The sequence below is a fragment of the Streptomyces sp. NBC_01498 genome (assembly GCF_036327775.1).
In the GTDB taxonomy this organism is placed as follows: Bacteria; Actinomycetota; Actinomycetes; order Streptomycetales; family Streptomycetaceae; genus Streptomyces.
Genome location: NZ_CP109598.1, coordinates 4,995,531 through 5,020,916, shown reverse-complemented (window position 1 = coordinate 5,020,916; position 25,386 = coordinate 4,995,531). Strand labels below are relative to the sequence as shown.

Genomic DNA, 25,386 nt, shown 5'->3' with positions numbered 1-25,386 from the left:
GCGAGTCGCGTCCCGGGGCCCGGAGATCCGGTCGGTCGAGGACTCGCTCAGCCCTCGTTCTTCGCGTCGGCCTTGCCGGCCTTGTCCGTGTCCTCGGCGGACTCGGCGGACTCGGCGGACTCGGCTGACCCGGACGGCTCGGCGGCGGTCTCGACGGCCTCGGCGTCGACGCCGTCCGTCTCGTCCTCGTCGTCGCTCAGGTCGACGACCTCACCGTTGGTGTCCGTGACCTTCGCGGACTCGACCACCACGGCCAGTGCCTTGCCGCGGGCGACCTCGCCGACGAGCATCGGGACCTGGTTGCCCTCGACGACGGCCTGCGCGAACTGGTCGGGCGACATGCCGGAGGACTGCGCGCGGCGCATGAGGTGCTCGGTGAGCTCCTCCTGGCTGACGTTCAGCTTCTCCTTGTTGACCAGCTCGTCCAGGATGAACTGGGTCTTGATGCCCTTGACCGCCTGGTCCTTGGTCTCCTGGTCGAACTCTTCCTCGGTCTTGCCCTGGATCTCCAGGTACTTCGGAAGGTCGAGGCCCATCTGACCGAGCTGGTGGTGCTCCAGGTTGTGCTTGCGGGTACGGATCTCGTCCTCGAGGAGCTTCTCGGGGATCGGGACCTCCGCCAGCTCCAGCAGCGCGTCGAGGACCCGCTCCTGGGCCTGGGTGGCCTGGTCGTACTGCTTGCGGTCGCCGAGGCGCTTGCGGCTGTCCGCGCGCAGCTCCTCCAGGGTGTCGAACTCGCTCGCCATCTGCGCGAACTCGTCGTCCAGGCCGGGCAGCTCGCGCGCGGCGACCTGGGTGACCTTGACGGTGACCTCGGCGTCCTTGCCCTCGGCCGCGCCGCCCTTGAGCTGCGAGGTGAAGGTGGCCTCGCCGCCGGCCTCCAGGCCGGTCACGGCCTCGTCGATGCCGTCGAGCAGCTCGCCGGAACCGATGGTGTACTGCACGTCGCTCGCGACGCCGTCGGGCAGGACCTCGCCGTCGACCTTGGCCTCCAGGTCGATCGTCACGACGTCGCCGTCGGCGGCGGCGCGCTCCACGGGCGTGGTCGAGGCGAAGCGCTCACGGAGGTCCTCGACGGCCTTGTCGATGTCCTCGTCGGACACGTCGACCGCGTCGACGGTGACCTCGATGCCGGAGTAGTCCGGGATCTCGATGACCGGGCGGATGTCCACCTCGGCGGTGAAGGACAGCAGTTCGCCGTCCTTCAGCTCCTTGATGTCGACCTCGGGCTGCCCGAGGACATTGAGCTCACCCTCGTTGACGGCCTCCGTGTAGAACCTGGGGAGCGCGTCGTTGACGGCCTCCTCCAGCACCGCTCCACGGCCGAACCGCTGGTCGATGACGCGGGCGGGGATCTTGCCCTTGCGGAAGCCCTTCACCGTGACCTGCTCGTTGATCTTCTTGTACGCCGCGTCGAGGCTGTCCTTGAGCTCCTCGAAGGGCACCTCGACAGTGAGCCGAACCCGGGTCGGGTTCAGGGTCTCCACGGCGCTCTTCACGGTTCGGTCTCCTTGGTGGCTGATTCTGGGGTTCTGCCGGTCACGCCGGGACTCCGGCGGACCAGCGGATTCGGCCCGGTCTTCACCGTCTCTTCAGACACACGGGCACGCAGCTTGCATAGTAGCCGCAAGCAAGAGGGGGCCCACAACGCGATCAGGAACAGGCAGAGGCCTGCGAATGGTCGGGGTGGCCGGATTCGAACCGACGACCTTCCGCTCCCAAAGCGGACGCGCTACCAAGCTGCGCCACACCCCGTCGGTGCGACACGTAGGGTACATGCCCGCGGGCGCGGCGACGGACCTTTTCACAGGTGGGTCGGTGGCCCGGAGGTGATGTGCGGCGGACGGCCGCGACCCGCTAGGATGTGTCCTGCCGTCGCGGTCCAGGCGACCTGCGGCGCATGCGGGCGTAGCTCAATGGTAGAGCCCTAGTCTTCCAAACTAGCTACGCGGGTTCGATTCCCGTCGCCCGCTCTGTAGGACCTGTACGACTCAGGGCCGGACCGGTGGAGATTCCCGGTCCGGCCCTGAGTCGGTCCGCGCCCGTGTCCCGGACCGTTCCGCGTCCGGGCCTCGGACTGGGGACTGCGGGCTCCGGCTCCGGGCTCCGGCTCCGGGCGCTAGAAGTCGATCTGGTTGACCATCTCCGCCAGCGAGTTCATGAAGCGGTTGACGGACGGGGCGATGTCCGTGGACGCGAGGAAGAAGCCGAAGAGGATCGCGACCACCGCCGGCCCGCCCTTGAGTGAGCCGCCTCGGATCAGCACCACGAGGACGACCGCCAACAGCACCACCACAGACAGTGAAATGGCCACAACTGATCACACCCTCGGTCGGTCGGTCCTGCCCGGCCGCGGGAGGTCACGGCCTCGATCGTCCCCGCGCCCTCCCATGGTGCCACCAACCTCCGCCCCGGTGGGGGTCCGTGACGAATCATCGACGTAGGGATCACGCCAATCGCCCCGGCGCGGCGCCGGGGGCGCACGACCGGCGCGACCCACCCGGAACGGTATTCACCGACGGGAATTCGGCCTGATCATTCGGTTGTCCGCACACTTCTCACACAGCCGATTCACCGCGCGGTCCGAAGAGTTCACCGCCGGAATTCACACGGCGTCACCCCGGACGGCAGACCCTGATGATATGCACCATTTAAGAGGGATTAACGGGGGCATATCTACCGGTGGGAGACTCTTTCCGTGTCGAACACCCCAGTTTTCCGGGAGGTTTTACTCAGCACATCCGGCGACGCTAAGCTCAATCAGATGTCCCCTGCTCCCCATGGATATGAGAGGGCCCCGCTCCCCCACACGCGGGAGTCGGACCCCGTCCCCCACACGGCATCGACCGCATCGGCCATGGTGGCCGAAATCCCCGTATCGACTCCGCAGGACTCCACCAGGCCGGCACCCCCCACGACCGGCGCCTCCACGAAGCGGGACGCGTTCTTCGACAACGCGAAGTACCTGGCCATCGTGCTGGTGGCCATCGGCCACGCCTGGGAACCGGTCATGGAGGGCAGCCGGGCGACCAAGGCGCTCTACATGGTCGTCTACTCGTTCCACATGCCGGCCTTCATCATCATCTCCGGCTATTTCTCCCGGAGTTACACCGGCCGCCCGCAACAGATCAGACGGCTGCTGACCGGGATAGCCGTCCCGTACATCGTCTTCGAGGTGGCGTACTCGCTGTTCAAGCGGGCCACCAACGACCCGTCCCATCCGATCAGTCTGCTCGACCCCTGGTATCTCACCTGGTTCCTCGCCGCGTTGTTCGTCTGGCGGCTGACCACCCCGATCTGGCTGTCGCTGCGCCATCCCCTGCCGGTCGCCCTCGGCATCGCCGCGCTCGCCTCCTTCACGCCGAACATCGGCGAGGACCTCAACCTCCAGCGGATGCTCCAGTTCCTGCCGCTCTTCGTGCTCGGACTGCTCCTCAAGCCCGAGCACTTCCAGCTGGTGCGCCGGCGTGAGGTCCGCCTGCTGGCCCTGCCGGTCTTCGCGGGCGCGCTCGCCTTCGCGTACTGGGCCGCCGCCCGGATGCAGAACGCGTGGTTCTACCACAACAGCGCGGCGCAGGACCAGGGCGCTCCGTGGTGGGTCGGCGTCGTCATGACCTTCGCGCTGTTCGGCTGCTCGGTGGTGCTGACGGCCGCGTTCCTGGCGTGGGTGCCGCGCCGCAGGATGTGGTTCACGGTGCTGGGCGCGGGCACGATCTGCGGCTATCTGCTGCACGGCTTCCTGGTCAAGGGCGCCGTCTACAGCGGGATCTTCGACACGAACGCCTGGCTGGACGAACCGGCCGGCAAGGTCTTCCTCACCCTCCTCGCGGGCGTCGCGATGACGCTGCTGTGCACCCCGCCCGTACGCCGGGTCCTCCGCTTCGCGACGGAGCCGGAGATGGCGTGGGCGTTCCGCCGGGAGCCCGGCTCCCGCGCGGGGGCCCGGCGGTCAGCGGGAAAGACCGAGTAGCCGCCGTACCTCCGCGTATTTCCCGGTGAGCCTGGTCCGGGTCGCCTCGTCCAGTACGGCGAGGCGGCCCGGATCCGCGTTGTGGGCCAGGTCCGCCTCCTTGACGAGCAGCGCGCCCGGCGTGGCCAGGATGCGGCGGGTGTACGCGACGGTGGACTCGCCCGGCACCTTGGTCACCGCCAGCACCATGTCCTTGACGGTGGGCGGCAGTTCGGCGGCGTCCAGCCAGCCACGGGAGAGCGCGCCGTCCTCGACGGAGTCGTGCAGCCACGCCGCCGCGATCTGCTCGTCCGAGCCGCCACGCTCCCGCACCCCGTCGGCGACCGCCCGGAGGTGTTCGGCGTACGGGCGGCCCGCCTTGTCGGTCCGGCCTTCGTGCGCCTCGCGGGCGATCGACTCGACGTCGGCCAGGCTGAGACGGGTCATGGGCTTCCTTCCCTCGGCGGGTGTCGTCGCCATGCTCCCCGACGGTCCCGCGAACGACTCCCCGAACGGCCCTCGGAACAGGCCTGGGAACGGCTCTCCGCGCAAGCCAGAAGTTGCAGAGTAAACCGTTTGGTAAACTAATTACTGACGGTTTCTTGACGCGCCCTTGACTTGATGGAGGACCGGTCCCATCGGACACGCCGACACACTCATCGCCATGGGCGGCGCCTTTCTCGCCGCCGCTTTCCTCGCCCGCCTCGGCAGCCGGATCGAGCTGCCGACGATCCCCCTGTTCATCCTGGCCGGCATCCTGCTCGGCCCGCACACCCCCGGCATCGTGCTCCTCTCCGATCCGCACGATCTGGAGATGCTGTCGGCCCTGGGCCTCGTCCTGCTGCTCTTCTACCTCGGTCTCGAATTCCATCTGGACGATCTGAAGGCGGGCGGCCGGAAGATGGCCGTCGCCGGCGGCGCCTACCTCGCGCTGAACGTGGGCGCCGGGCTCGGCTTCGGCTTCGCGCTGGGCTGGGGCACCTCCGAGGCGCTGGTCCTCGCCGGGGTGCTCGGCATCTCCTCGTCCGCGATCGTCACCAAGATCCTGGTGGACCTGGGCCGGATCGGGAATCCCGAGACCCGGCCGGTGCTCGGGATCATCGTGGTCGAGGACATCTTCCTGGCGCTCTATCTGGCCGCGCTCCAGCCGATCCTCTCCGGCGCCGACAGTCTCGCCGCGGCGCTGGCCGACGGCGGGAAGGCGTTCGGCTTCCTGCTGCTGCTGGCCCTCGCCGCGCGTTTCGGCACGAAGACCGTCGGGCGCCTCATCGGCACGAAGGACGACGAGCTGCTCGTCATCTCCTTCCTGGGCGCGGCGGTGTTCATGGCCGGGGTCGCCGAGTGGTTCGGTGTCGCGGACGCGATCGGCGCGTTCATGGTCGGTCTGATGCTGGGCGGTACGACCTCCGGCGACCGCATCCGCACGCTCGTCCATCCGCTGCGGGACGCGTTCGGCGCCATCTTCTTCTTCGCCTTCGGTCTCTCCATCAACCCGGGCGATCTGCCCACGGTGCTCTGGCCGGTGCTGGCGGCGGTCACGGTGACCCTGACGATGAACGTGGTCGCGGGGCTGGTGGCCGCGCGGGTCTACCGCTTCGGGCCGGGTCCCGCCGCGAACATCGCGACGACGCTGGTCGCCCGGGGCGAATTCGCCCTGATCCTCGCGACGATGGCGGCGGGCGCGGCACTGGACGAGCGGCTGGCGCCGTTCATCGCCGGATACGTCCTGATCCTCGCCGTCCTCGGGCCGCTGGCGGCGGCCAAGTCGTCCTGGCTGGCCCGGATTCTGCCGGGCGGCCGTCGCGGCGGGACTCCGCCGGCCGGCAGTGAACCCGTGCCGGCCGAGGTGTCGAACGCCTGACGGGCGGGACCGGCCCGGCGGTCGCGCGGGTCACCGCCGGGCCGGAGTGCCCTGTGACGCGTGCGACGCATAGGGGCTCGCGATGAGGGGGACTGTTCCAGGGCCACCATCATCCGGACGCCCCGGCCGGGACCGCGCACGCGTCCCGGCCGGCGGATGTCCACCGACCGGGAAGGGTTCTCCCATGACCAAGACCGCGCTCAGACTTCTCTTACCCGCGCTGCTCGCCCTGGCGTCCCTCGTCCTCCCGTCGTCCGCCGCCGCGGCCGACGGCACCCGCTCCGCCGCAGGCCCGACCGCCGGTGTCATGTGTCTGAGCAGCGACTATCCGCGCACCCGCATCATCAACGTGGAGGGCTGCAACCCCTCGGACTCGCGCCAGCGCTGGACCGTCGGGGGCGGGCTGATCTCGCAGTCCGCGCACCCCGGCATGTGCCTGCGCAGCGACTACCCGCGCACCCGCATCATCAACGTGGAGGGCTGCGACTCCTCCAACGGCACCATGCTCTGGACCGTCGGCGGCGGCTTGATCTCGCAGTCCGCGCACCCCGGCATGTGCCTGCGCAGCGACTACCCGCGCACCCGGATCGTCAACGTGGAGGGCTGCAACTCCTCCAACGCCGCCATGAACTGGACCGTGCTGGGCGAGCAGATCAGCCTGACCTTCGTCTGATCCCGCCCCATCGGCTTCCCGCACGTCCGCCGGCGGGCGCCGTCGCGCCCGTCGGCGCCCGCCCCCGGCCGCCGACGCCCTACGCCTCGCGGCAGATGAGCAGCAGCGCCCGGTCGTCGTTCACGTGCTTCGCGACCGCCTCGATCAGGTGCCACGCGGCGCCCTCGAAGCCCGCCGCGACATAGCGGTCGGCCTCGCCGGAGAGTCGGTCGATGCCCTCGCTGAGGTCCCGGCCCGACGCCTCGACCAGACCGTCCGTGAACAGCATCAGGACGTCGCCCGGCAGCAGCGACCCCTTCACCGGGTCGAACTCCGCGCCGTCGTAGACCCCGAGGAGCGGGCCCTCGGCCGCCATCTCCTCCCAGCGCCCGCTGCCCGCGTGGAGCTGGAGCGCGGGCAGATGGCCGGCCGACAGCAGTTCGTACTCGCCCGATTCGAGATCCAGGACAAGATGGATCGAGGTCGCGAAGCCCTCGTCCCAGTCCTGGCGGAGCAGATAGCCGTTGGCTGCGGGCAGGAAGCCGTGCGGCGGGAGCGACCCGAGCAGTCCGCCGAACGCGCCGGAGAGCAGCAGCGCGCGGGAGCCCGCGTCCATGCCCTTGCCCGAGACGTCGGTGAGGACGACCTCCAGCGTGCGGCCCCCGTTGGTGCGGGCCGCGACGACGAAGTCACCGGAGAAGGACTGCCCGCCGGCGGGCCTCAGCGACATCTCGCGGTGCCAGCCCTTCGGCAGGGGCGGCAGGGCGCTCTGGACCCTGATGCGTTCGCGGAGGTCGAAGAGCATCGTGCCGCCGCCCCGCCACGGCACCCCGACCCGGGCCCTGAACTGCGCTATCAGCAGCCCGAACAGCCCGCAGGCGGCCACCACGAGAACGGTGCCGGGTGTCACCGTGGCGGGCCCCTGGTCGTACGGTCCGAGGACCAGCGACTCGACGATCAGCGCGGTGGCCGCGGCGGCGTACAGGATGAGCAGGCTCGCGGGCCGCAGCAGCAGGCCCCCGGCCACGATGGGCAGGACCAGCGCCGACGGCGCGAACCAGACGGGGATGGCCATGGTCGCGACGGCGATGCCCGGGACGGTCATCAGCAGTCCGGCGAGGGCGATCCAGTCGGAGCCGTCTCCCCGGAAGTAGTCGACCCCGGACTTGCGCACGCCGTTGCGGGCCCGGTGCAGCGACTTGCGCATCCGGGCCGTGTACGAATCCGCTTTCGCGCCACCGGTCATTGTCTTTTGACCTTATCCATCGACGGGCCCTCCGTGCAGGGGGACCCTGTGACATTGCGTTCGATATCGGGTCGCCCCGAACGCCCACGTCCTGGTACTGATGGCATATGACCACAGACACTCGGGTACTCGAAGCCCCCGACTGGGACCGCTGGTTCGCCACGCTGGAACGGGCGTTCGGCGGGGCGGTCGCCAACTCGTCGGAGGAGCGCGAGTCGTCGCGCGCCGTCACGGAGTACGAGCGCTCCGTCGGGGTCTGGGAGGGCGACGCGTGCGTGGGCACGGCGAGCGCGTTCTCCTTCGGGCTCACGGTGCCGGGCGGTGCCCGGGTGCCCGCCGCGGGTGTGACGATGGTGAGCGTCGCCGCGACCCACCGGCGGCGCGGCATCCTGACCTCCATGATGCGGCGGCAGTTGGACGACGTCCGCTCCTGGGGCGAGCCGGTCGCGCTGCTGACCGCGTCGGAGCCGGACATCTACGGCCGGTTCGGATACGGCGCCGCGACACGGCAGTTGAGCGCCGAGATCGACACCTCGCGGGTCTCGTTCCGGGTCCCGGCCAACACGGACGGTACGGAGGGCCCGGACGGGATCCGGCTGCGGTACGCCGCGCTGGACGACGCGCGCGCGTCGATCGAGTCGGTGTACGCGCGTCTGGTCCCGTCCCGCCCCGGCATGCTGGAGCGCCGGCCGGGCTGGGAGAACAAACTGCTGGTCGACCCGCCGGAGGCACGCGACGGGGCCTCGGCGTTCCAGTGCGTCCTCGCGCGGCGCGGCGAGGGGGAGGGCGCCGAGACGGTGGGCTACGCGCTCTTCCGCGTCAAACCCACCTGGGACGAGGCGGGCCCGAAGGGCACGGTCGTCGTCAACAAGGTCCTGGCCGTGGACCCGGTGGCGTACGCCACGCTGTGGCGCTTCCTCGGCGACATCGACCTGACGTCGACGGTGAGCGTGTCGAACCTGCCCGTGGACGATCCGTTCCAGTTCTTCGTCTCCGACGTCCGGCGCTCCAACCTCCGGGTGCGGGACTCGCTGTACGTACGTCTGGTGGAGGTGGGCGCGGCGCTCGCGGCGCGCACGTACCAGACCCCGGTGGACATGGTGCTGGAGGTCGAGGACGCCTTCTGTCCCTGGAACGAGGGACGCTGGCGGCTGACCGGGGACGAGAAGGGCGCGTCCTGCGAGCGGACGGCGGACACGGCGGATCTGTCGCTCTCCGTACGGGAGTTGGGTTCGATGTATCTGGGCGACACCTCGGCGGCGGCGCTGGCGGGGGCGGGGCGGGTGCGGGAGTCGCGGCCGGGCGCGCTGACGGAGGCGTCGGTCGCGTTCGGGTCGCCGGTCGCGCCGTGGCTGCCGCACGGGTTCTGAGCGGGATCTCCCACGTCGTCGGCGGGTCTACGCCTTCTGGCAGCCGGGGCACCAGAAGAGGTTCCGGGCCACGAGGGGAGCCGTACGGATCTCGTCGCCGCACAGATGGCAGGGCATCGCCGCGCGGCGGTAGACGTACACCTCGCCGCCGTGGTCGTCCACGCGCGGCGGGCGGCCCATCGCCTCGGGCAGGTGCTCGGGCCGTACGGTGTCGATGCGGTTGTGCCGGACGCCCTCGCGCATCAGCGCCACGAGGTCGGCCCACAGGGCGTCCCACTCGGCGCGGGTGAGGTCGCGGCCCGCGCGGTACGGGTCGATGCCGTGCCGGAAGAGGACCTCGGCCCGGTAGACGTTGCCGACGCCCGCGACGACCTTCTGGTCCATGAGCAGGGCGGCGACCGTGGTGCGGGAGCGGGAGATCCGCGTCCACGCGCGGTCCGGGTCGTTGCCGGGGGCGTCGGGCGGGCGCAGCGGGTCGGGGCCGAGCCGGTCGTGTATCGCCTGCTTCTCGGGTTCGGTGATCAGGGCGCAGGCGGTGGGACCGCGCAGGTCCAGGTAGGACGTGTCGTTCAGCAGCCGCATCCGGACGGTGTCGGTGGGCGGCGGGGCGGGGGTGTCGCCGAGGGCGACCTTGCCGAAGAGGCCGAGATGGACATGGATCCAGCCGCTGCCGCCGAAGCCGGCGAAGAGATGCTTCCCGTGGGCGCTCGCGCCGTCCGCCACCCGTCCGTCGAGGAGTGCGGCGCTGTCGGCGAACCGGCCCTGCGGGCTGGTGACGCGGACCGGGCGGTCGTGGAAGCGGTGGGTCAGGTCCTGGGCGAGGCGGTGGATCGTATGCCCTTCGGGCACGGGGTCTCCTTGGTGCGTACCGCGTGAAGCGTCGTGCTGGGTGGTGCTGTGTCGTGTCACGTGGGGGGTGGGGGTGGGCGCGACGGCATGGCCGCGCCGCCGGGCGGGTGGGCCCGGCGGCGCGGTCCGCCGTCGGTTTCTCAGTCCTGCCGGGGGTGGTGTGCCGGGATCGGGGGCACCTCGCCCGTCGACTCGTACCGCGCCAGCATCTCGATGCGGCGGGCGTGCCGCTCCTCGCCCGTGTACGGGGTGGCGAGGAAGATCTCCACGAACTTCGTCGACTCGTCCCGGGTGTGCATCCGGCCGCCGACGGAGAGGACGTTCGCGTCGTTGTGCTCGCGGCTGAGGGCGGCGGTCTGCTCGTTCCAGACGAGCGCCGCGCGGACGCCCTTCACCTTGTTCGCCGCCATCTGCTCGCCGTTGCCCGAGCCGCCGATCACGATGCCGAGGGCGTCCGGGTCCGCCGCCGTGCGCTCCGCGGCGCGCAGGCAGAAGGGCGGGTAGTCGTCCTGGGCGTCGTAGATGTGGGGGCCGCAGTCGACGGGCTCGTGGCCGTGGGCCGTGAGCCATTCGACGAGGTGGTTCTTGAGTTCGAAGCCGGCATGGTCGGAGCCGAGATACACGCGCATGGGCGAAGTGTGGCACGTCGGGCGCGGTGCGGGGCGCTCCGGGGTGGCCGGTGCCGTACGCATGAACGGCGACGGATGTCGGGGGCCGGTTCCCCGGCCGCCTGTCTCCGGGCGCGCCCGGCGGCGCGCGCGTACGGCACCAGGCTTCACTGGAGGGAGAGTTCCCATGTCCGACAACTCACTCGCGGCGCTCCCGCGGGTCTTCCGGGCCGGCGATCCCGGTTACGACCCCGAACTTGAGGGTTTTCAGCTCGGTTTCCCGTCGCGTCCGGAGGTGGTCGTCGGGGCGACCGGCACCGACGACGTGCGGGCGGCCGTCGCCCACGCCGCCGCGCACGGTCTGCCGGTGGGCGTCCGGGCCACCGGTCACGGGGTGGCGGCGGCGGCCGAGGGCGGTCTGCTGATCAGCACGAAACGGATGGACGGGGTGCGGATCGATCCCGTCGCGCGTACGGCCCGGATCGAGGCGGGGGTGCGCTGGCGGCAGGTGGTCGCGGCGGCGGGGCCGTACGGGCTGGCCCCGTTGAACGGTTCGGCGCCGGGAGTGGGGGCCGTGTCGTACACCCTGGGCGGTGGACTGGGGCTGCTGGGGCGGGAGTTCGGGTACGCGGCGGACCATGTGCGGAGTCTGGAGGTGGTGACGGCCGACGGCCGGCTGCGGCGGGTGACGCCGTCGAGCGACCCGGACCTGTTCTGGGCGCTGCTGGGCGGCGGGCACAACTTCGGTGTGGTGACCGGTCTGGAGACGGGTCTGATGCCGGTGGAACGGCTGTACGGCGGGGCGCTGAGCTTCGACGGTCGGCTGCGCGAGGAGGTCGTGGTCGGGTATCTGGACTGGCTGGCGACGGTGCCCGAGACGCTGACGTCGGCGCTCGCCGTGATGGTCCACCCGAACATGGACCAGGTGCCGCAGTTCCTGCGGGGCCGGTACACGCTCTCGGTGCGGATCGTGTTCACGGGTGACGCGGCGGAGGGCGAGCGGCTGGTGGCGCCGCTGCGGGAGATCGGGCCGACGGTCACGGACTCGCTGCGGGAGATGCCGTACACGAGGTCCGCGACGATCCACAACGATCCGGAGCAGCCGCACCCGTACTGGGGGGACAGCGCGATGGTCTCCGCGCTGGACGCGGGGACGCTGACGGAGCTGCTGGCGATGACGGGGCCGGACGCGCCGACGATGTGCATCGTGCAGGTCAATCCGCTGGGCGGGGCGCTGGCGCGGCAGCCGGAGGTGCCCAACGCGGTGCCGTACCGGGAGGCGGCGTTCCTGGTACGGGGGCTGTCACCGCTGGCGGGTCCGGATCCGGCGGCGGTACGGGAGGTGTACGGCCGGTTCTTCGGGCGGCTGGCGCCGGTGACCGTGGGGCGCTCGCTCAACTTCGTCTTCGGGGACGGCGCGCGGACGGAGGGGCTGTACGACGGGGAGACGGTTCGCCGGCTCGGGGAGCTGAAGGCCCGGTACGACCCGGCGAACCTGTTCCGCCGCAACTACAACATCCGTCCCGCCACGTCGTAGGCGTGACGCGGTGCGGGTGCGGGCGACAGCAGGTCAGTCCTGGCGGCCGACGAGCTTCCAGGAGGCGGGCAGCAGCCCCATCGCGAGCGCGGCCTTGAGGGCGTCGCCGAGCAGGAAGGGGGTGAGACCGGCGGCGACGGCCTGGCCGAGGGTCAGATCGGCGGCGACCGCGAGATACGGCACACCGACCGCGTAGATGATCAGCGAACCGGCCACCATCGTCCCGGCGGTGCGCGCCACGGAGCGGTCGCCGCCGCGCCGGGCGAGCGCGCCGGCGACCGTGGCGGCGAGCAGCATGCCGAGTACGTAACCGAACGAGGCGCCGCCGGGGCCCGACGAGCCCGCGGAGAACCACGGCACACCGGCCACGCCGACCAGGGTGTAGACGGCGAGGGCGAGAAAGCCGCGCCGGGTGCCGAGCGCGGTGCCGACGAGCAGCGCGGCGAACGTCTGGCCGGTGACGGGGACCGGGGAGCCGGGCACGGGCACCGCGATCTGCGCCGCGATGCCGGTGAGCGCGGCCCCGCCGAGCACGAGGGCGGTGTCAACGGCGTAGCGGTGGCGGGCGACGGGGAGCAGATCGGCGAGGACCGCTCCGGTCCGGGTGGTGACGGCGGCAGTGCTCATCGGGGCTCCGCGAGGGTGAGGGAGAAGGCGTCCGGGCGGAGGTGCCCGCCGGCGGACACGTGGGGAACGGGCTGACGGTAGCCCACCCGCGCACCCCCGGACATGGGCCACCGGACACAACAGGACGACCCGGCTGATGGTGGAAACCCAACAACGGGGGCGCTCCATGCGGCCGGTGGACGTGACACGCGTCACGGAATCCGGGGAGGTGGGGGTCGTGGGGTGTTCCCGAAGGCGGCCGGCGGACTGTGGGATTCCGCCAACGCGCGGTGGGGGCTCCGTACGGTCGGCGCCGGTCGCCCCGCCCACCACCACCCACTCCTGCGGCGACATCAACGGCGTCGGCCCGACGCCCGACGCTGTGCCCGGCCCGGCATCGTGGAGCCGGCTCCGTGTCGCCTCGTGGCAGGGAGCGTGACGGGCGTACGGGCAGTCCCGAACGGTCAGAGCGGCCAGGATTCCTCCGGGTCGTCCAGCCACGCCCGGTGTCCGCGCGGCGTGACCGTGAGACCGAACCGGGTCACGTCCGGGCACCCCCGGTCCCGCCACCAGCGGTACGCGTCGGACACCTCGTCCCACAGTCGGCGCGGGCCCGACTGCCAGACCCGGGCCTCCGCCTCCCCGTCCTGGAACATCACGCAGGCCCACGACAGGTCCGACAGGCTGTGGAACCACACGGGCCGCGCGCCCTCGCGCTTGTCCGCCACCGCCTGGCGGCAGGCGGGCACCCGGAGACCCAGAACGAACGGCAGGTCCGACCACTGTCCGGGCAGGAACTGCCCCTCCGTCAGGGAGGTACGGGACATGTCGGCGTCCTTCACAGGCCCCCGGGACAGGTAGTCGTCCGCCACCACCTCGGGGCCCCGCTGGGCGCGAAGCTTCATGAACTCCACCCGCCGGGTGAAGCGCCCGGCGGCGGTCTCCCCCCGTCTCTCCAGCCGGACCATGGCGTCGGCGTTGCCGTACGGGGTGCCGAACGGGGCGAGAATGATCGCCCCGGCCCGGGTCTGCCCGATCCAGGCATCCGGGATCCGCCGGACTCCCACGCTGGCCACGATCCGGTCGTACGGCGCGCTGCCCGGGTGACCGTCGAACCCGTCGCCCACGACCATCTCCGGGTGCGGGCCGCGTCGGCGCAGCCGTTCGCGGGCCGCCCCGGACACGGCCGCGTCCACGTCGATCGTGGTCACGTTCTCCTCGCCCAGGCGGTGGGCCAGGGCCCCGGCCGTCTCGCCGGTGCCCGTGCCCACGTCCAGTACGCGCATACCGTCCTCCACCGCCAGGTCCTGGAGCAGGGCGTAGACGGTGGAGGGCATGGACGAGGAACTGGTCGACAACTTCCCCGGGCCGGGGCCGGGATGAGCGCCGTCGTCCCACTGGGTGACGATGGGGACATCACTGTCCGCCGCCGCGTACCAGGCGCCCGGGTCGTCCCGCCTGTCGACGGTGACGGTCGCCCGGGAGGCCATGTCGTACGGCCACATCAGGTCCGGGAGGAACTCCGCCCGGTCCACGGCGGCGAAGGTCGGCGCCCAGTCCGGGGACAGCACGCCGGATTCCGTGAGAACCCGCCCCAGCTCGTCGCGGCCGGGACGGTCCGTCCGTAGTACGTCGGTCACTTGCGGTGCTTCCCGTCGCCTTCCGGGCTGGACCCGTCGGGACTCGGCGAGTCCGGCGCGGGCTGCCAGGGCTGGCCGGGCGTGCTGTCGTCGGGGTCCGGCGCGTCGTACGGGACGCCGCTGTGTGCCCTCACGGTTGTCTCCTCGATCGGTCGGCGGTTGCCATGACCACCACGTCGGTGAATCCCTTGAACGGGTTCGGGGAAACGGTCCCCCTTGCCGTCCTGCAACCTGTCCCAGCGCCGCCACGCTACGAACAACAGCCCCAGAATTCCAGCGAATTGGGCGTTACCGCAAAAACTCATCCCGGATTCCGGCGACGAAGGAGCGCATGTCGTTTCCCGCGAGGCTCACGTCCACGAACCGCTCAAATTTGGCCAGGTACACGTCAATATCGCGCGGCTCACGAGTCGTTATCTCAGCGTGCGGGACTTCCACGATGGCCAATCGCCTGTCGTAGACCGCGAATGAGGACGTGGGAACCTCCCCCATGTCGGCCGACAACGGCACCACGCCGATCCATACGTTCGCCAGCCGCGACACAGCGATGAGCCGATCAAGCTGCATGGCCATCTCGGGCGAAGAGACCAGACGCCAGCGCAGCACGGATTCCGCGACAACAAAGCGGAAGGTCTTCTCAGCTTCGAAGAGGACTCGCTGACGTTCCATCCGCGCCCCCACGGTGCGCGACAGCATGTCCTCCGTGAGGTTCTTCCGAGCAAGGACTGCCCGTACGTACTCCGGAGTCTGCACCAGGCCAGGAACGCAGGACGGTTGGAAAATCCTCTGAGTTTCCGTACCGGCCTCTATCGCCTTGATCGCATCCTGATGTCGGGCGAACCCCGTACGGCGACAGAGCCGCCACGCAACAGCCTCTGTCGCTGCTTTCCGGGCCACCGCCAAGAGTTCGGCCCGCACCTCATCGGAAACACCAACAGCCGCGAGAATCCGCTCGACGTCCAGCACGGCCGGCGTCGCCTTGCCTGTCTCGATACGACTCAGCTTGGAAGCGGACATGGCAGCGCTCCGGGCAACCGCCTTGGCCTCCATCCCGCCGGCCTCGCGCAGCTCCCGGAGCACCGCTCCGATGTCGCTGGTCACCCTCTACCGTGCTCCGCCCACCACTCGGCGAACGGAACCGCCTCGGCAAGCGCGGCATCCCGGATGCCCAACCACTTTTCCGCATCGGCAGTCGGCTCTTGTCGCGCTCCCAGGAACTCACCGTTGTCGCTGTATTTCATGGTGACGACCGCGGACTCGTCGAATGCCCAGAAGTCGGGGATTCCTTCGAGGGGGTTGATCCGTTCGGTGACATCCAGGATGAAGAACTCTTCACCGGCCTCCGAATTCCTCACATACCCCCAGCTCATCTCGTAGCGGAGATATTCGGTCAGCGGGCGCCGGACGACATGAACCCGGTACATCCGCTTGCCGGATTCCACATTCCCGCGAATCGTCGCCACCCATGGCGCATTCTTGTGCCTGTCCGGCTGAGGCTTTCCTTCCTTGAAGGCAGAGAAGGTTTCCTGTTCATCCGGCATCGTGTAGACACTCAGAGTTTCCAGCCGGAATGCCTCGCGCCGGAACTCCGCGAACAGCTTGCCGAAATCAGCCGGAGGGATGGTCACGCGCAACCTGCCTCAGAAGCTCGATGGGGATACGGACGGCCGTTTCATCGCCCGGCAGCCGCATGGTTTCCAACGCCTCCGGGTCGTCCACCTTGAAGCCCTGGACAATGACATCCTGCGTGCCTGTGGCCCATACAGTCGGACACGGCCCACTCTCACAGTTACTCGCAAGCTTCGTGAGCTTCACGGAACCCCCTCTGTCAGTGTGTCATCGTCGATGCTGTCGCCCTGTCGGCTTGGGCGCAAGGGGGTCCAGTTGCAATAGCGCGCAATCGGGCTTCCCGCGCGAATAAGTCGCCCGTACCGGGGGGGGACAGGCTCCCGGGCATGACTGAGTTTGTGCAGGTGTCCACCGCGACCGGGAGCCGTGAACAGGCCGTCCAGCTCGCGCAGTCGGTCGTGCGTGCGCGGCCGGCCGCCGGGGCACAGGTCATCGGCCCCGTGACATCCGTGTTCTGGCACAACGGCGAGTTCGGTACGGGCGTGGAGTGGCAACTCCTCATGAAGACCCGCGCCGACCGCTTCCCGGCCCTCGAAGCGCACCTCCTGGAACACCGCCCGTGGGACAGCCCCGAGGTGTCCGCCGTTCCCGTCGTTGCCGGCGCGGAGACTTGTCTCCGGTGGGTGGCGTCCAGCACCGAAGCTGAGTAGCTACGGGCGCGTCAACCCGCCTTCTGTTGCTGCGGACTCGAACGCGGTCCAGCCGCCGCGCGAGACGAGCAGGGCGGGGCCGGTACCGAGGTGCTTGGTGTCGCGGAGGGCGACGCGGTCGTCGGGGAGGAAGGCGACCTCGACGCACTGGCTGTTGTTCGCGGAGCGACTGGACTTACGCCACACCGCGTCGGGCAGGTCACGACTGTTCACCGTCTCAGCTCCCCTCGCCAACGACTCAAACGGGCACGCAATGCGGCGCCCGACCTCGATGGGAGGTAAGGCGCTTGGTGTTACGGGCGGCCGAACTCGCCCTCCTGGACACCGCCTTCGAACGCTGCCCACTCGGCGTGAGTGAAAACCAGCGCCGGGCCAGCACCCAGGTCCTTGCTGTCCCGCATGGCTACCCGACCGTCGCCGAGGAACGCGACCTCAACACACTGGCCGTTGTTCGCGGAGCGGCTGGACTTACGCCACACAGCAACCCTCAGATCAGAACTCTTCATTGCCTAAGCTCCCGTCGTAGCCTTCGATGAACGGGCGGGGTGGGCCTATCCGAGGTTGCCGTCCGACACGCCGGACTTGAACGCAGCCCAGCCACTGCGAGCGAAGATCAGGGCGGGGCCGGTGCCGAGGTGTTTGGTGTCGCGGAGGGCGACGCGATCGTCGGGGAGGAAGGCGACCTCGACGCACTGGTGGTTGTCCGCCGAGCGGCTCGACTTACGCCACACCGCAGCCGTCAGATCAGCGCTGTGCACCATCTCAGCTCCCTCACCGGACCGATGCGGCGCCCGACCTCGGTGGGAGGTCGGGCGCTCAAGCCTTACGGGCGGCTGAACTCGCCGTCCTGGACGCCGCCTTCGAACGCTGCCCACTCACCACGGGTGAAAACCAGCGCGGGGCCGGCTCCCCGGTCCTTGCTGTCCCGCATGGCCACCCTGCCATCGCCAAGGAAGGCCACTTCAACGCAGTTAGCCTGGCCGTTGCTGCGGCTGCTCTTGCGCCAGACCGCACCTGTCAGGTCGGCACTGTTCACTTGCCTAGCTCCCTTGCTGCTTGCTTTAGAAGGCTCGTGCTCCCTGCTTCGTCATGTGCCGAGCCCCAGATTGATTCGAATGCTCCGTCATAGCGCGCGATCTCGTTGGGTTTGTCGAGGTACAGGGCTCCGGTAAAGCCCTCTACATAGACAGTGGGTGGCTCAGTCTCTCGGCCATCAGCACCGACCGGGAATCTCATCGTGACGAACGCCCCAGACATCATGCCAGCGTGCAAGCCAGCCGAGTAAGGCACAACGCGTAGTGACACGTTGGGCAAGCTGTTCAAGTGAACCAGCCGGTCAAGCTGGTCCTCCATAATTTTCTGACCACCGACGGGACGGCGAAGGACCGCCTCGTTCAGGGCGACGTCCACCGTTGGGGCGGCCGTTACCCGGCTCAACAACGCCTGCCGAGCGATACGTACGTGAACCCGTCGCTCGATCTCCTCTTCACTGACACCGCGGTTGTCTTCTCGAATCAGCGTGCGCGCGTAGTCGTCAGTTTGCAGCAGGCCCGGCACGAGTTCCGACTCGTACCAGGACAAGTGCGACGCCGCCTCCTCCAGACCGATGTAGAGATCGAAGTTCTCCGGGATCACATCCCCGTACGAGTGCCACCACCCCCGCGCCTTCGTCTCCTTGGCCAGGCCCATCAGGCCCTCGGTCAGCTTCGCGTCCGCGCCGTACACCCTGCACATCGTCTCGACGTCGTGGCTCCGCAGCGACGTCTGGCCCGTCTCGATGCGCCAGATCTTCGGTTCCGACCACTCCAGCACCTTGGCCGCCGCCCGAACCGTGAACCGTGCCTGGTTACGCAAGTCGCGCAGGCGTCGGCCGAGTTGCCGACGCGGCACCGTCGAGCCCGTGGTTGTCGCGGTCACGTGCACCCCTCTCTTCGATTCCGAAAACTCTTACACCCGATACGTAAGCACCGCACTCCCCACTACGCAATGTCAGACATTCATTCGATGAGTATCGTTCGATTCTTAAGAAATGTAGTCTTGCATTGGCGGCCCTTTCAGTGCTTCACTCGCTAACCCAAAGGAATGCCACGAGCACCTTGCGTGAGCGTCGGCATGGGTGAAGGAGCGTGTGCCGCTGTGAATGCACCGATCTACGGGTACGTCCGGGCGTTGCCCGGACTGAGCGGGCAGGACGTCGACCGGTTACGCCGTGACATCGCCGCCTTCGCCCAACAGCGGGGATTCGACGCGCCGTTGGTGTTCACCGAGCAGAGCTGGACCCGGGTGGCCGCCTGGAAGGCGCTCGTCGGGGCCTGTCGGCGGAGCCGTACGCGGGACGTCGTCGTGCCGAGCTGGCAGCACCTGAACACCCATTACTCGCTCAGCGCCACCGCCCGGCGGGCCTTGCAGGACGCCATTCGCGGGCAGGTCTGGTACGCCTCCGCCACGGGAGAAGCATCGTGAACCACGGGAACACCGAACAGCCCCCGCCCGTTTACGGCTATCTGCGGGTCTTCTCCGACGCCGACCACGAGGCGGCGCCCCGCCTGGAGCGGGACATGGAGCGCTTCGCGCGGCACCAGGGGCTTCGACTGATGCGCGTGCAGCGGGAGTTGGCGTACGGCAGGCTCGACGGGTTCACCGCCCTGGTGGACACCCTGCGGCGTACCGGTGCCCAGGACGTGTGCGTGCCGTCCCTGGGCCATCTCGGGCAGAGCGACACCCTCCAGCGGGTGTTGATGGACCGGCTGGAGACGAGCCTCGGCGTCACCGTGCACCTGCTCGACGAACTCCGGCGGGGGTAGCGCCGTGCCGCTTCTGCGTGCCTGGGACCGGTTGGCGCTCGTCGCCGTACCCACGGCGGTGAGTTGCGCCCGCGCCTTCGCCACCCAGACGCTGCGCTGGTGGGGTGTGCCACGGGTGACCGACGACGCGCTGCTCGTCGTCTCCGAGCTGGTCACCAACGCGGTCAGGGCGGCCGGGCCGCGAACGCCCGAGCCGGAGTGGGTCCAGGTCACGGCGGAGCACGTCATCGGGGTGCAGCTCCGGGTCAACCCGGCCCGGCTGTACGTCGAGGTGTGGGACGGCGCCGGGGACTTCCTGGCCGCCGCGCGGGCGCCCGGTCCCGACGACGAGGGCGGGCGGGGGCTGCTCCTCGTCCAGAGCGTCGCCTGCGACTGGGGCATCGTCCGGCCGCCGGTCGGAGGGAAGATCGTGTGGGCCGAGCTGGCGCTCTTCGGCGCGCCGCAGCTCACCACTCGTCGGCCGGCGCTGCCGCATCGCGTGCCCACGAATGTCCGCGTACCCCCGGGCAAGGCCCGGGAGCAGGTCGAAACGGCCCTGATGGAAAGGCTGTTGGGCGGGCTGCGGGCCTGGGAGTGAGGCCGGCGTTACGGCCCCCGCCGGTCCCCGGTCCCGTTGGAGCGGGGACCGCGGCTCAGGCGGTCGGCAGGCCCAGTGCGCGCAATGTCCCCGGGCTTGGTGTCGCCCTTTGGAAATCATGCGCAGACAGTACCCAGAGCTACGAACAGGGCACGTTGAGCGACAGAAGCGCCGACTCCCCACCCTTCAGGCGCAGTTCCGACACCGCCCCGTTCCGCAGCCCCGGGAACACCCGGCGGTAGTCGCTCAGCGGGATCGACAGCAGGTCGCAGAGCACCAGCCGCAGCAGGGTGTTGTGGGCCACCACCAGCACCCGGCCACCCGCGTGCGCTGCCGCGATCCGGCGCAGGGCGCCGACGCCGCGGGCCGCCGCCGCGCGGGGGTCCTCCGCGCCCGGGAAGGGGTTCAGCACCGGGTCGGCGCGGAAGGCCGCCGCGCCCGTCGGGTCCTCGGCCTCGAACTCGGCGAGGGTACGGCCCTCCAGCACCCCGAAGTCGCATTCCCGCAGGTCGTGTTCGCGTTCCGGGACCAGGCCCAGCGCCCGGCAGGCGGGCTCGGCGGTGGCGATCGCGCGGGAGAGCGGTGACGTGCGCACCGCGTCGATCGGCGCGCCCGCCGCGGTCTGCCGCCCGGCCCACTCCCCCAGCCGGGCCGACTGGGCGCGCCCCTCGTCGGTGAGGCCAATGTCGCTCACGCCCGCGTAGCGGTTCTCGGCGTGCCAGAGCGTCTGGCCGTGCCGGGCCAGCAGCAGGGTCGTACTCACGGAGCCTCCGGGTCGCCCGGGTCGTCGGCGCGGACGGGCCGGGCGGCGCGCGTCCGGGCGTGCGCGGCGACCGGGGCGGGGAGCCAGCCGCGCTGTTCCAGTTCGCCGACCATCTTCAGGTACGGCTCCAGGAAGCGCGCGGTGCGGGCCGGTCGGGGGCGCAGGACGTGGCCGGTTCCGACCATGCGCGTGGCGGCGTCCGCGAGGGTGGGGGCGGCGCCCGCGCCGTACGCGGCGAGGACGGCCATGCCGAGTGCGGGTTCGCTCTGCCGGGGGAGGTGCACGGTGCGGCCGAGGACGTCGGCGCGCAGCTGGTTCCAGTACGCGCTGCGGGAGCCGCCGCCGGTGAAGGTGAGCGGGCCGTCCTGGGGGGCGCCGAGGTGGTCGAGGTAGTCGAGGCAGAGGCGTTCGGTGTGGGCGACGCCCTGGAGGAGGGCCGCCCAGTGGTCGGCGGCGGACCGGGGTTCGCCGAGCAGCAGGGCGGTGGCGTCGGGTGCGAGGAAGGGGAACCGCTCGCCGTGCGAGACCAGCGGGTAGGCGAGCGTGGTGGCCGGTTCGTGGTGGTGGGCGAGGGCGTCGAGGCGGGCCGGGTCGGCGTCGGGGAAGGCCCTGCCGAGCGCCCCCGCGCCGACGTTGGAGGCGCCGCCGGGCAGCCAGCCGCCGTCGGGGGAACGGTGGTTGTAGACGACGCCGGTGCTGTCGTGCACGGGTTCGGGGGTGACGCCCTTGAGGACGAGCGTGGTGCCGAGGACCGAGTTCCAGGATCCGGGGGTCAGTGAGCCGGAGGCGATCTGGGCGGCGCAGCCGTCGGTCATCCCGGCGACGACGGGGGTTCCGGCGGGCAGTCCGGTGACCGCCTCGCCGGCGGCGCCGATCTCACCGAGTCTGGTGCCGGGCCGTACGACCTGCGGGAACATCTCCGCGCCGAGACCGAGCGCGGCCAGTTCCCGGTAAGGCCAGGTGTCGCCCGCCAGGTCGTAACCGGTCTTCAGGGCGTGGCTGGAGTCGGTGGCGACGGGGCGGCCGACCAGCCGGGAGACCACGAGGTCGGTCTGGTGGGTGACGCGCACGCCGGTTGCCCCCGCGTGCTCCTCGGCCCCGGCGTACTCCTTGAGCAGCCACATGACCTTCGGCAGTGCCCAGGTGGGCTGGACGCGCAGCCCCCGTTCACGGGCGAGGGCGGCCTCGGCGGTGGCGCGTCCGTCGTCGTACATCAGGCCGGGGGTGAGAGGGCGGCCCGCGCCGTCGGTGAGCAGGACCGTGCCCGAGGTGCCGCACACCGCGAGGGCCCCGACCCGGCGGGAGCGGCCGGGCGGCACGGCCGCCAGGGCGCCGCCGATCGCGGTGCGCACGGCCTGCCACCAGTCGTCGGGCGACTGCTCGTGGCGTGCCCCGTCGCGGCTGCCGGTCAGGGGCGCCGCCCCCGCGCCGAGCGTCTCGCCGTCGTCGCCGGCGAGCACCGCGCGGACGCCCTGTGTCCCGAGATCGACACCCATCCACATGTTCGGCTCCCTCCGCGAAATTCCCACTGTGCACCCGGTTGTTCCGTTGCGCGTGGGATTGACGCGCAACTACCGGTGTTACAGGCTCGGTTAACCACTCGAAGGAACGCGTCGTCCGGCGCGTGCGCCGGGGCGGGACGTCCACGGCCGGATCACGGGGCCGCGCCGCCCGGCGTCCCGCGGCGGTCCGGGGGTCCGTCCGGCGGACCGGGGCTGACCCGGGCGGGTGAGTGGGGGGCCGGGACCGGGGACACCGGGCGGGACGCGGACCCGGGGGACGGCGTACGGGCTACGGTCGGCGCCCATGAGCCGTTCCTGGAAGGGCGACACCGTGCGCGTCACCGCCGGCCACCAGCGTACGCACGTGTCCGACGCCGAGACAGGAGACGACCAGACGTGAAGATCCTCGCCGCGGGTGACCACTTCGTCCTCAACTCCCTGATCACCGACGCGATCACCGAGGCCCTGCGGCGCGAGGGCGCCGCCCCGGCCGAGATCACCGAACTCACCCTCCCCTGGCCGCTCGCCCCCTTCGGCCCGGTCGCCGAGGTCGAGGAGGCCGACGACTCGGAGGACGCGCTGATCGAGGCGCTGGACGGGGTCGAGGTCTGTGTGACCCAGATGGGCCCGTTCACCGAGCGGGTGCTGGCGGCGGCGCCCGCCCTGCGGATGATCGCCGTGTGCCGGGGCGGCCCGGTCAACGTCAATGCCGAGGCGGCGCGGGCGCGCGGCGTGAAGGTCTGCTTCGCGCCGGGGCGCAACGCGGCGGCCACCGCCGAGTTCACGGTCGGGATGATGCTGGCGGCCCTGCGGCGGATCCCCGAGGCGCACAACTCCCTTGCCCTGGACGGGAAGTGGGACGCCACGCACTACACGTACGAGCGGTGCGGCCCCGAACTGGAGGACACCCCGGTCGGGCTGATCGGGTACGGCGCGGTCGGCAGCCGGGTCGCGCGGGTGCTGACGGCGTTCGGCGCGGAGGTGGAGGTGTACGACCCGTACGTACGCGGTGACGTGCACGGCATGCGCGCCCCGTCGCTGGACGCGCTGCTCGCCCGGTCGGCGGTCGTCAGCCTGCACGCCCGGCTCACCCCGGAGACCCGGGGGCTGATCGGCGCGGCCGAACTCGCCCGGATGCCAGGGGGATCCACCCTGGTGAACGTGGCACGCGGCGGGCTGCTCGACACCGACGCCCTGTGCGACGCGCTCGACGACGGGCAGCTCGCGGCGGCGGCGCTCGACACGTACGAGCAGGAGCCGCTGCCCGCCGACTCCCGGCTGCGCCGCACCCCCAACGTGGTGCTGACCCCGCATCTGGGCGGCGCCAGCAGGGCCGTGGCGCGCAAGGCGGCACGGATCGCGGCGGCCGAGGTGGCGCGCCACGCGAAGGGCGAGCCGCTCGCGCACTGCCTGACCTGAGCGCGCTCGCCGCGCCCCGGAATCTGAGGAGAGCGGATGTACGTCGGGATCGATGTCGGGACCTCCGCGGTGAAGGCCGCGGCCTTCGGCACGGACGGGACGGCGCTGGCCGTCGAGGCGCGCCCGGTGCGGCTCGGCATCCACGGCGGCCGGGTCGAGCAGGACATGGACGAGCTGTACGGCGCGGTGCTCGACGCCTACGACACACTCACGGCCGCCCTGCCCGGACCGGTCGAACTGGCCGGGCTCACCGGGCAGGGCGACGGGGTCTGGCTGGTCGACGCGCGGGGGCGTCCGGTGCGGCCCGGGATCTCCTGGATGGACGGCCGGGCGTACGCGTTCGTGGACGAGTGGCGGGCCTCCGGGGTCTTCGAGTCGGTGTTCCGGCGCAGCGGCAGCGCGATGTTCCCCGGCTGTCCGGGGCCGGTGCTGGCGTGGCTGGACCGGCACGAACCCGCCGCGCTGGAGGCGGCGGAGACGGCGCTGTACTGCAAGGACATGGTCTTCCAGCGGCTGACCGGGGTGCGGGCGACGGATGTCTCCGACGCGTCGATGCCGTTCCTGGACCCGAGGACGCGCGCGTACTCCGCCGAGGTGCTCGCGGAGTTGGGGCTGTCCCACCGGGCGTCGCTGCTGGCCCCGGTGAGCGATCCGGTGGCGACCGGCGTGCTGCCCTCGGGGGTGCGGATCGCGAACGGGCCGTACGACCTGCCGGCGAGCGCGCTCGGCGCGGGCGTCACCGAACCGGGCGACGGGCTGCTCATCATCGGCACCTGTCTGGCGTCGCTGGTCGCGACGGACACCCTCGGCCTGGACGGCGAGCCGGGCGGGCTGCACATCTCGACGGACCGGCCGGGGCACTGGCTGCGCGCGATGCCCGCGATGGTGGGGACGGCCGCGCTGGACTGGGTGCTGGCGACGACGGGCCGGCGCCACGAGGACGTCGACGCGCTGCTCGACTCCGTGGAGCCGGGCGCGGGAGGCGTCCGGGTGCTGCCCTACTTCGCCCCGTCGGGCGAGCGCGCGCCGTTCGTCGACCCGGCGCTGCGGGCCCAACTGACCGGCGTCTCCCTGGAGTCGACGCCCGCCGATCTGATCCGCGCGACCTGCGAGGGCATCGCGTACGCCGCCCGGCACTGTCTGGAGGCGGCGGGGCTGACGGGCACCCTCGCGGTGTGCGGCGGCGGCACCCGGAGCCCGGCGTGGACGCGCCTGTTCGCGGACGTGCTGGGCAGGCCCCTGCGGATCGTGGAGGGCGAGGTGGGCGCACGGGGCGCGGTCCTGGCGTCGGCGGCCCGGCACGGGGTGCCGCTGGACGTGGCGGCGTGGACGGCCCCGACGACGGTGGTGCACCCGGACCCGGGGCGGGCGGCGTACTACGCGCGGGGGTACGAGGACCATCTGGCGCGCCTGGGGGCGGCGCGGGCGGGGCACGACCGACCCCGGGCCGTGTCCGACACGTAGTGCCTGGCGCGCGACGCCCGGCACGCACGCTCGCCGTGTGGGCGGGGTCGGGGTCGGGATCGGGCGGACACGTGGTGCCGTCCGCCCTCAGGGCGGGAGTGCGCCCGTCGCGGAGCGGCTGATGTCCCCGCCGGTGCGTGCCATCGCCAGGCGGCGGACCGGCGTGGTGGACGGCCGGGCGCACTCGGACACGGCCCGGGTCCGGCCCCTGGCCTCCGGCTCCCGGCTCCCGGTGAACCCTCCGTGTCCGTGTGCCGCAC

At 71.1% G+C, this 25,386-nt stretch carries 29 protein-coding genes and 2 tRNA genes; 12 read left to right on the top strand and 19 right to left on the bottom strand.

The window, feature by feature from the left end; translation table 11 throughout:
- Window positions 1-47: 47 nt before the first annotated feature.
- Complete coding sequence (gene tig / locus OG875_RS21490) at window positions 48-1,499, bottom strand: trigger factor (protein WP_330175849.1); 1,452 nt, start codon at window positions 1,497-1,499, stop codon at window positions 48-50.
- Between the two features lie 179 nt (window positions 1,500-1,678).
- Window positions 1,679-1,755: transfer RNA gene (locus OG875_RS21485), tRNA-Pro, on the bottom strand.
- A 147-nt stretch (window positions 1,756-1,902) separates the two neighbouring features.
- Here OG875_RS21485 and OG875_RS21480 point away from each other — a divergent pair.
- Window positions 1,903-1,973 (top strand) — tRNA-Gly (locus OG875_RS21480).
- Between the two features lie 146 nt (window positions 1,974-2,119).
- Here OG875_RS21480 and OG875_RS21475 read toward each other — a convergent pair.
- The gene (locus OG875_RS21475; protein WP_330175848.1) at window positions 2,120-2,314 is read right to left on the bottom strand and encodes a hypothetical protein; all 195 of its coding nucleotides are present in this window, start codon (window positions 2,312-2,314) and stop codon (window positions 2,120-2,122) included.
- A 450-nt stretch (window positions 2,315-2,764) separates the two neighbouring features.
- Between OG875_RS21475 and OG875_RS21470 the strand changes: the two genes are divergently transcribed.
- Window positions 2,765-3,970, top strand: a complete 1,206-nt coding sequence (locus OG875_RS21470) for an acyltransferase family protein (protein ID WP_330175847.1) — start codon at window positions 2,765-2,767, stop codon at window positions 3,968-3,970.
- Here OG875_RS21470 and OG875_RS21465 read toward each other — a convergent pair.
- Window positions 3,950-4,396 carry an HD domain-containing protein gene (locus tag OG875_RS21465; RefSeq protein WP_330175846.1) on the bottom strand — a complete coding sequence of 149 codons (447 nt, stop codon included), beginning with the start codon at window positions 4,394-4,396 and terminating at the stop codon, window positions 3,950-3,952. The two genes, OG875_RS21470 and OG875_RS21465, sit on opposite strands and share 21 nt — an antisense overlap.
- 217 nt (window positions 4,397-4,613) lie before the next feature.
- Here OG875_RS21465 and OG875_RS21460 point away from each other — a divergent pair, with 217 nt between their 5' ends.
- Complete coding sequence (locus OG875_RS21460; RefSeq protein WP_330175845.1) at window positions 4,614-5,810, top strand: cation:proton antiporter; 1,197 nt, start codon at window positions 4,614-4,616, stop codon at window positions 5,808-5,810.
- Window positions 5,811-5,994: 184 nt separating this feature from the next.
- On the top strand, window positions 5,995-6,483 hold the full coding sequence (locus OG875_RS21455; protein ID WP_330175844.1) for a polypeptide N-acetylgalactosaminyltransferase 2: 489 nt from the start codon (window positions 5,995-5,997) through the stop codon (window positions 6,481-6,483).
- Window positions 6,484-6,562: 79 nt separating this feature from the next.
- Here OG875_RS21455 and OG875_RS21450 read toward each other — a convergent pair whose 3' ends face one another.
- A complete protein-coding gene (locus OG875_RS21450; RefSeq protein WP_330175843.1) occupies window positions 6,563-7,708 on the bottom strand; it encodes a PP2C family protein-serine/threonine phosphatase in 1,146 nt (381 codons plus the stop codon).
- A 107-nt stretch (window positions 7,709-7,815) separates the two neighbouring features.
- On the opposite strand from OG875_RS21450, the gene OG875_RS21445 reads away from it, so the two are divergent.
- Window positions 7,816-9,078, top strand: a complete 1,263-nt coding sequence (locus tag OG875_RS21445) for a GNAT family N-acetyltransferase (RefSeq protein WP_330175842.1) — start codon at window positions 7,816-7,818, stop codon at window positions 9,076-9,078.
- A 27-nt stretch (window positions 9,079-9,105) separates the two neighbouring features.
- Here OG875_RS21445 and OG875_RS21440 read toward each other — a convergent pair whose 3' ends face one another.
- Together OG875_RS21440 and OG875_RS21435 are read right to left on the bottom strand one after the other, a co-directional pair.
- A complete protein-coding gene (locus OG875_RS21440) occupies window positions 9,106-9,927 on the bottom strand; it encodes an Fpg/Nei family DNA glycosylase (protein ID WP_330175841.1) in 822 nt (273 codons plus the stop codon).
- 140 nt (window positions 9,928-10,067) lie between these two features.
- The gene (locus tag OG875_RS21435) at window positions 10,068-10,556 is read right to left on the bottom strand and encodes a ribose-5-phosphate isomerase (RefSeq protein WP_330175840.1); all 489 of its coding nucleotides are present in this window, start codon (window positions 10,554-10,556) and stop codon (window positions 10,068-10,070) included.
- 166 nt (window positions 10,557-10,722) lie between these two features.
- On the opposite strand from OG875_RS21435, the gene OG875_RS21430 reads away from it, so the two are divergent.
- Window positions 10,723-12,072, top strand: coding sequence for an FAD-binding oxidoreductase (locus tag OG875_RS21430; RefSeq protein WP_330175839.1), 1,350 nt, complete (start codon window positions 10,723-10,725; stop codon window positions 12,070-12,072).
- A 33-nt stretch (window positions 12,073-12,105) separates the two neighbouring features.
- On the opposite strand, the gene OG875_RS21425 is transcribed toward OG875_RS21430, so the two are convergent.
- From OG875_RS21425 to OG875_RS21405, 5 genes are all read right to left on the bottom strand, one after another.
- Window positions 12,106-12,699, bottom strand: a complete 594-nt coding sequence (locus OG875_RS21425) for a biotin transporter BioY (protein WP_330175838.1) — start codon at window positions 12,697-12,699, stop codon at window positions 12,106-12,108.
- Window positions 12,700-13,142: 443 nt separating this feature from the next.
- The gene (locus OG875_RS21420; protein WP_330175837.1) at window positions 13,143-14,318 is read right to left on the bottom strand and encodes a methyltransferase domain-containing protein; all 1,176 of its coding nucleotides are present in this window, start codon (window positions 14,316-14,318) and stop codon (window positions 13,143-13,145) included.
- Window positions 14,315-14,452: a hypothetical protein gene (locus OG875_RS21415; RefSeq protein ID WP_330175836.1), complete on the bottom strand. Its 138-nt coding sequence runs from the start codon at window positions 14,450-14,452 to the stop codon at window positions 14,315-14,317. Before OG875_RS21415 ends, OG875_RS21420 begins: the two co-directional genes overlap by 4 nt.
- A 154-nt stretch (window positions 14,453-14,606) precedes the next feature.
- Window positions 14,607-15,419 carry a helix-turn-helix domain-containing protein gene (locus tag OG875_RS21410; RefSeq protein WP_330175835.1) on the bottom strand — a complete coding sequence of 271 codons (813 nt, stop codon included), beginning with the start codon at window positions 15,417-15,419 and terminating at the stop codon, window positions 14,607-14,609.
- Window positions 15,416-15,946, bottom strand: a complete 531-nt coding sequence (locus tag OG875_RS21405; RefSeq protein WP_330175834.1) for a DUF6879 family protein — start codon at window positions 15,944-15,946, stop codon at window positions 15,416-15,418. Before OG875_RS21405 ends, OG875_RS21410 begins: the two co-directional genes overlap by 4 nt.
- Window positions 15,947-16,273: 327 nt before the next feature.
- Between OG875_RS21405 and cutA the strand changes: the two genes are divergently transcribed.
- Window positions 16,274-16,597 carry a divalent-cation tolerance protein CutA gene (cutA, locus tag OG875_RS21400; protein ID WP_330175833.1) on the top strand — a complete coding sequence of 108 codons (324 nt, stop codon included), beginning with the start codon at window positions 16,274-16,276 and terminating at the stop codon, window positions 16,595-16,597.
- On the opposite strand, the gene OG875_RS21395 is transcribed toward cutA, so the two are convergent.
- The 5 genes from OG875_RS21395 to OG875_RS21375 all read right to left on the bottom strand — a co-directional run bounded on the left by OG875_RS21395 (window position 16,598) and on the right by OG875_RS21375 (window position 18,514).
- The gene (locus tag OG875_RS21395) at window positions 16,598-16,810 is read right to left on the bottom strand and encodes a DUF397 domain-containing protein (protein WP_330175832.1); all 213 of its coding nucleotides are present in this window, start codon (window positions 16,808-16,810) and stop codon (window positions 16,598-16,600) included.
- Between the two features lie 80 nt (window positions 16,811-16,890).
- Window positions 16,891-17,103: a DUF397 domain-containing protein gene (locus OG875_RS21390; RefSeq protein WP_330175831.1), complete on the bottom strand. Its 213-nt coding sequence runs from the start codon at window positions 17,101-17,103 to the stop codon at window positions 16,891-16,893.
- Between the two features lie 45 nt (window positions 17,104-17,148).
- A complete protein-coding gene (locus tag OG875_RS21385) occupies window positions 17,149-17,358 on the bottom strand; it encodes a DUF397 domain-containing protein (RefSeq protein WP_330175830.1) in 210 nt (69 codons plus the stop codon).
- A gap of 62 nt (window positions 17,359-17,420) precedes the next feature.
- The gene (locus OG875_RS21380; RefSeq protein WP_330175829.1) at window positions 17,421-17,633 is read right to left on the bottom strand and encodes a DUF397 domain-containing protein; all 213 of its coding nucleotides are present in this window, start codon (window positions 17,631-17,633) and stop codon (window positions 17,421-17,423) included.
- A complete protein-coding gene (locus OG875_RS21375; protein ID WP_330175828.1) occupies window positions 17,630-18,514 on the bottom strand; it encodes a helix-turn-helix domain-containing protein in 885 nt (294 codons plus the stop codon). The genes OG875_RS21380 and OG875_RS21375 overlap by 4 nt, the downstream gene beginning before the upstream one ends.
- Window positions 18,515-18,733: 219 nt before the next feature.
- On the opposite strand from OG875_RS21375, the gene OG875_RS21370 reads away from it, so the two are divergent.
- The 3 genes from OG875_RS21370 to OG875_RS21360 are packed head-to-tail and all read left to right on the top strand — an operon-like array spanning window position 18,734 to window position 19,978.
- The gene (locus OG875_RS21370) at window positions 18,734-19,060 is read left to right on the top strand and encodes a hypothetical protein (RefSeq protein ID WP_330175827.1); all 327 of its coding nucleotides are present in this window, start codon (window positions 18,734-18,736) and stop codon (window positions 19,058-19,060) included.
- Complete coding sequence (locus tag OG875_RS21365) at window positions 19,057-19,401, top strand: recombinase family protein (protein WP_330175826.1); 345 nt, start codon at window positions 19,057-19,059, stop codon at window positions 19,399-19,401. Before OG875_RS21370 ends, OG875_RS21365 begins: the two co-directional genes overlap by 4 nt.
- A 4-nt stretch (window positions 19,402-19,405) precedes the next feature.
- On the top strand, window positions 19,406-19,978 hold the full coding sequence (locus tag OG875_RS21360; protein WP_330175825.1) for an ATP-binding protein: 573 nt from the start codon (window positions 19,406-19,408) through the stop codon (window positions 19,976-19,978).
- A 139-nt stretch (window positions 19,979-20,117) separates the two neighbouring features.
- Here the strand turns inward: OG875_RS21360 and OG875_RS21355 are convergent, their stop codons facing one another.
- Both OG875_RS21355 and OG875_RS21350 read right to left on the bottom strand, forming a co-directional pair.
- Entirely contained in the window at window positions 20,118-20,741 is a 624-nt protein-coding gene (locus OG875_RS21355) for a histidine phosphatase family protein (RefSeq protein WP_330175824.1), read from the bottom strand.
- The gene (locus tag OG875_RS21350; protein WP_330175823.1) at window positions 20,738-22,243 is read right to left on the bottom strand and encodes an FGGY-family carbohydrate kinase; all 1,506 of its coding nucleotides are present in this window, start codon (window positions 22,241-22,243) and stop codon (window positions 20,738-20,740) included. Before OG875_RS21350 ends, OG875_RS21355 begins: the two co-directional genes overlap by 4 nt.
- Window positions 22,244-22,639: 396 nt before the next feature.
- Between OG875_RS21350 and OG875_RS21345 the strand changes: the two genes are divergently transcribed.
- Both OG875_RS21345 and OG875_RS21340 read left to right on the top strand, forming a co-directional pair.
- On the top strand, window positions 22,640-23,662 hold the full coding sequence (locus OG875_RS21345; RefSeq protein WP_330175822.1) for a 2-hydroxyacid dehydrogenase: 1,023 nt from the start codon (window positions 22,640-22,642) through the stop codon (window positions 23,660-23,662).
- Between the two features lie 36 nt (window positions 23,663-23,698).
- The gene (locus OG875_RS21340) at window positions 23,699-25,126 is read left to right on the top strand and encodes an FGGY-family carbohydrate kinase (RefSeq protein ID WP_330175821.1); all 1,428 of its coding nucleotides are present in this window, start codon (window positions 23,699-23,701) and stop codon (window positions 25,124-25,126) included.
- Window positions 25,127-25,386 lie beyond the last annotated feature (260 nt).

Coding starts and splice junctions, on each gene's coding strand:
- OG875_RS21470 (WP_330175847.1), top strand. CDS start 2,765: ATGTCCCCTGCTCCCCATGGATATGAGAGGGCCCCGCTCCCCCACACG.
- OG875_RS21465 (WP_330175846.1), bottom strand. CDS start 4,396: ATGACCCGTCTCAGCCTGGCCGACGTCGAGTCGATCGCCCGCGAGGCG.
- OG875_RS21460 (WP_330175845.1), top strand. CDS start 4,614: ATGGGCGGCGCCTTTCTCGCCGCCGCTTTCCTCGCCCGCCTCGGCAGC.
- OG875_RS21455 (WP_330175844.1), top strand. CDS start 5,995: ATGACCAAGACCGCGCTCAGACTTCTCTTACCCGCGCTGCTCGCCCTG.
- OG875_RS21450 (WP_330175843.1), bottom strand. CDS start 7,708: ATGACCGGTGGCGCGAAAGCGGATTCGTACACGGCCCGGATGCGCAAG.
- OG875_RS21445 (WP_330175842.1), top strand. CDS start 7,816: ATGACCACAGACACTCGGGTACTCGAAGCCCCCGACTGGGACCGCTGG.
- OG875_RS21435 (WP_330175840.1), bottom strand. CDS start 10,556: ATGCGCGTGTATCTCGGCTCCGACCATGCCGGCTTCGAACTCAAGAAC.
- OG875_RS21430 (WP_330175839.1), top strand. CDS start 10,723: ATGTCCGACAACTCACTCGCGGCGCTCCCGCGGGTCTTCCGGGCCGGC.
- OG875_RS21425 (WP_330175838.1), bottom strand. CDS start 12,699: ATGAGCACTGCCGCCGTCACCACCCGGACCGGAGCGGTCCTCGCCGAT.
- cutA (WP_330175833.1), top strand. CDS start 16,274: ATGACTGAGTTTGTGCAGGTGTCCACCGCGACCGGGAGCCGTGAACAG.
- OG875_RS21390 (WP_330175831.1), bottom strand. CDS start 17,103: ATGAAGAGTTCTGATCTGAGGGTTGCTGTGTGGCGTAAGTCCAGCCGC.
- OG875_RS21385 (WP_330175830.1), bottom strand. CDS start 17,358: ATGGTGCACAGCGCTGATCTGACGGCTGCGGTGTGGCGTAAGTCGAGC.
- OG875_RS21350 (WP_330175823.1), bottom strand. CDS start 22,243: ATGTGGATGGGTGTCGATCTCGGGACACAGGGCGTCCGCGCGGTGCTC.
- OG875_RS21340 (WP_330175821.1), top strand. CDS start 23,699: ATGTACGTCGGGATCGATGTCGGGACCTCCGCGGTGAAGGCCGCGGCC.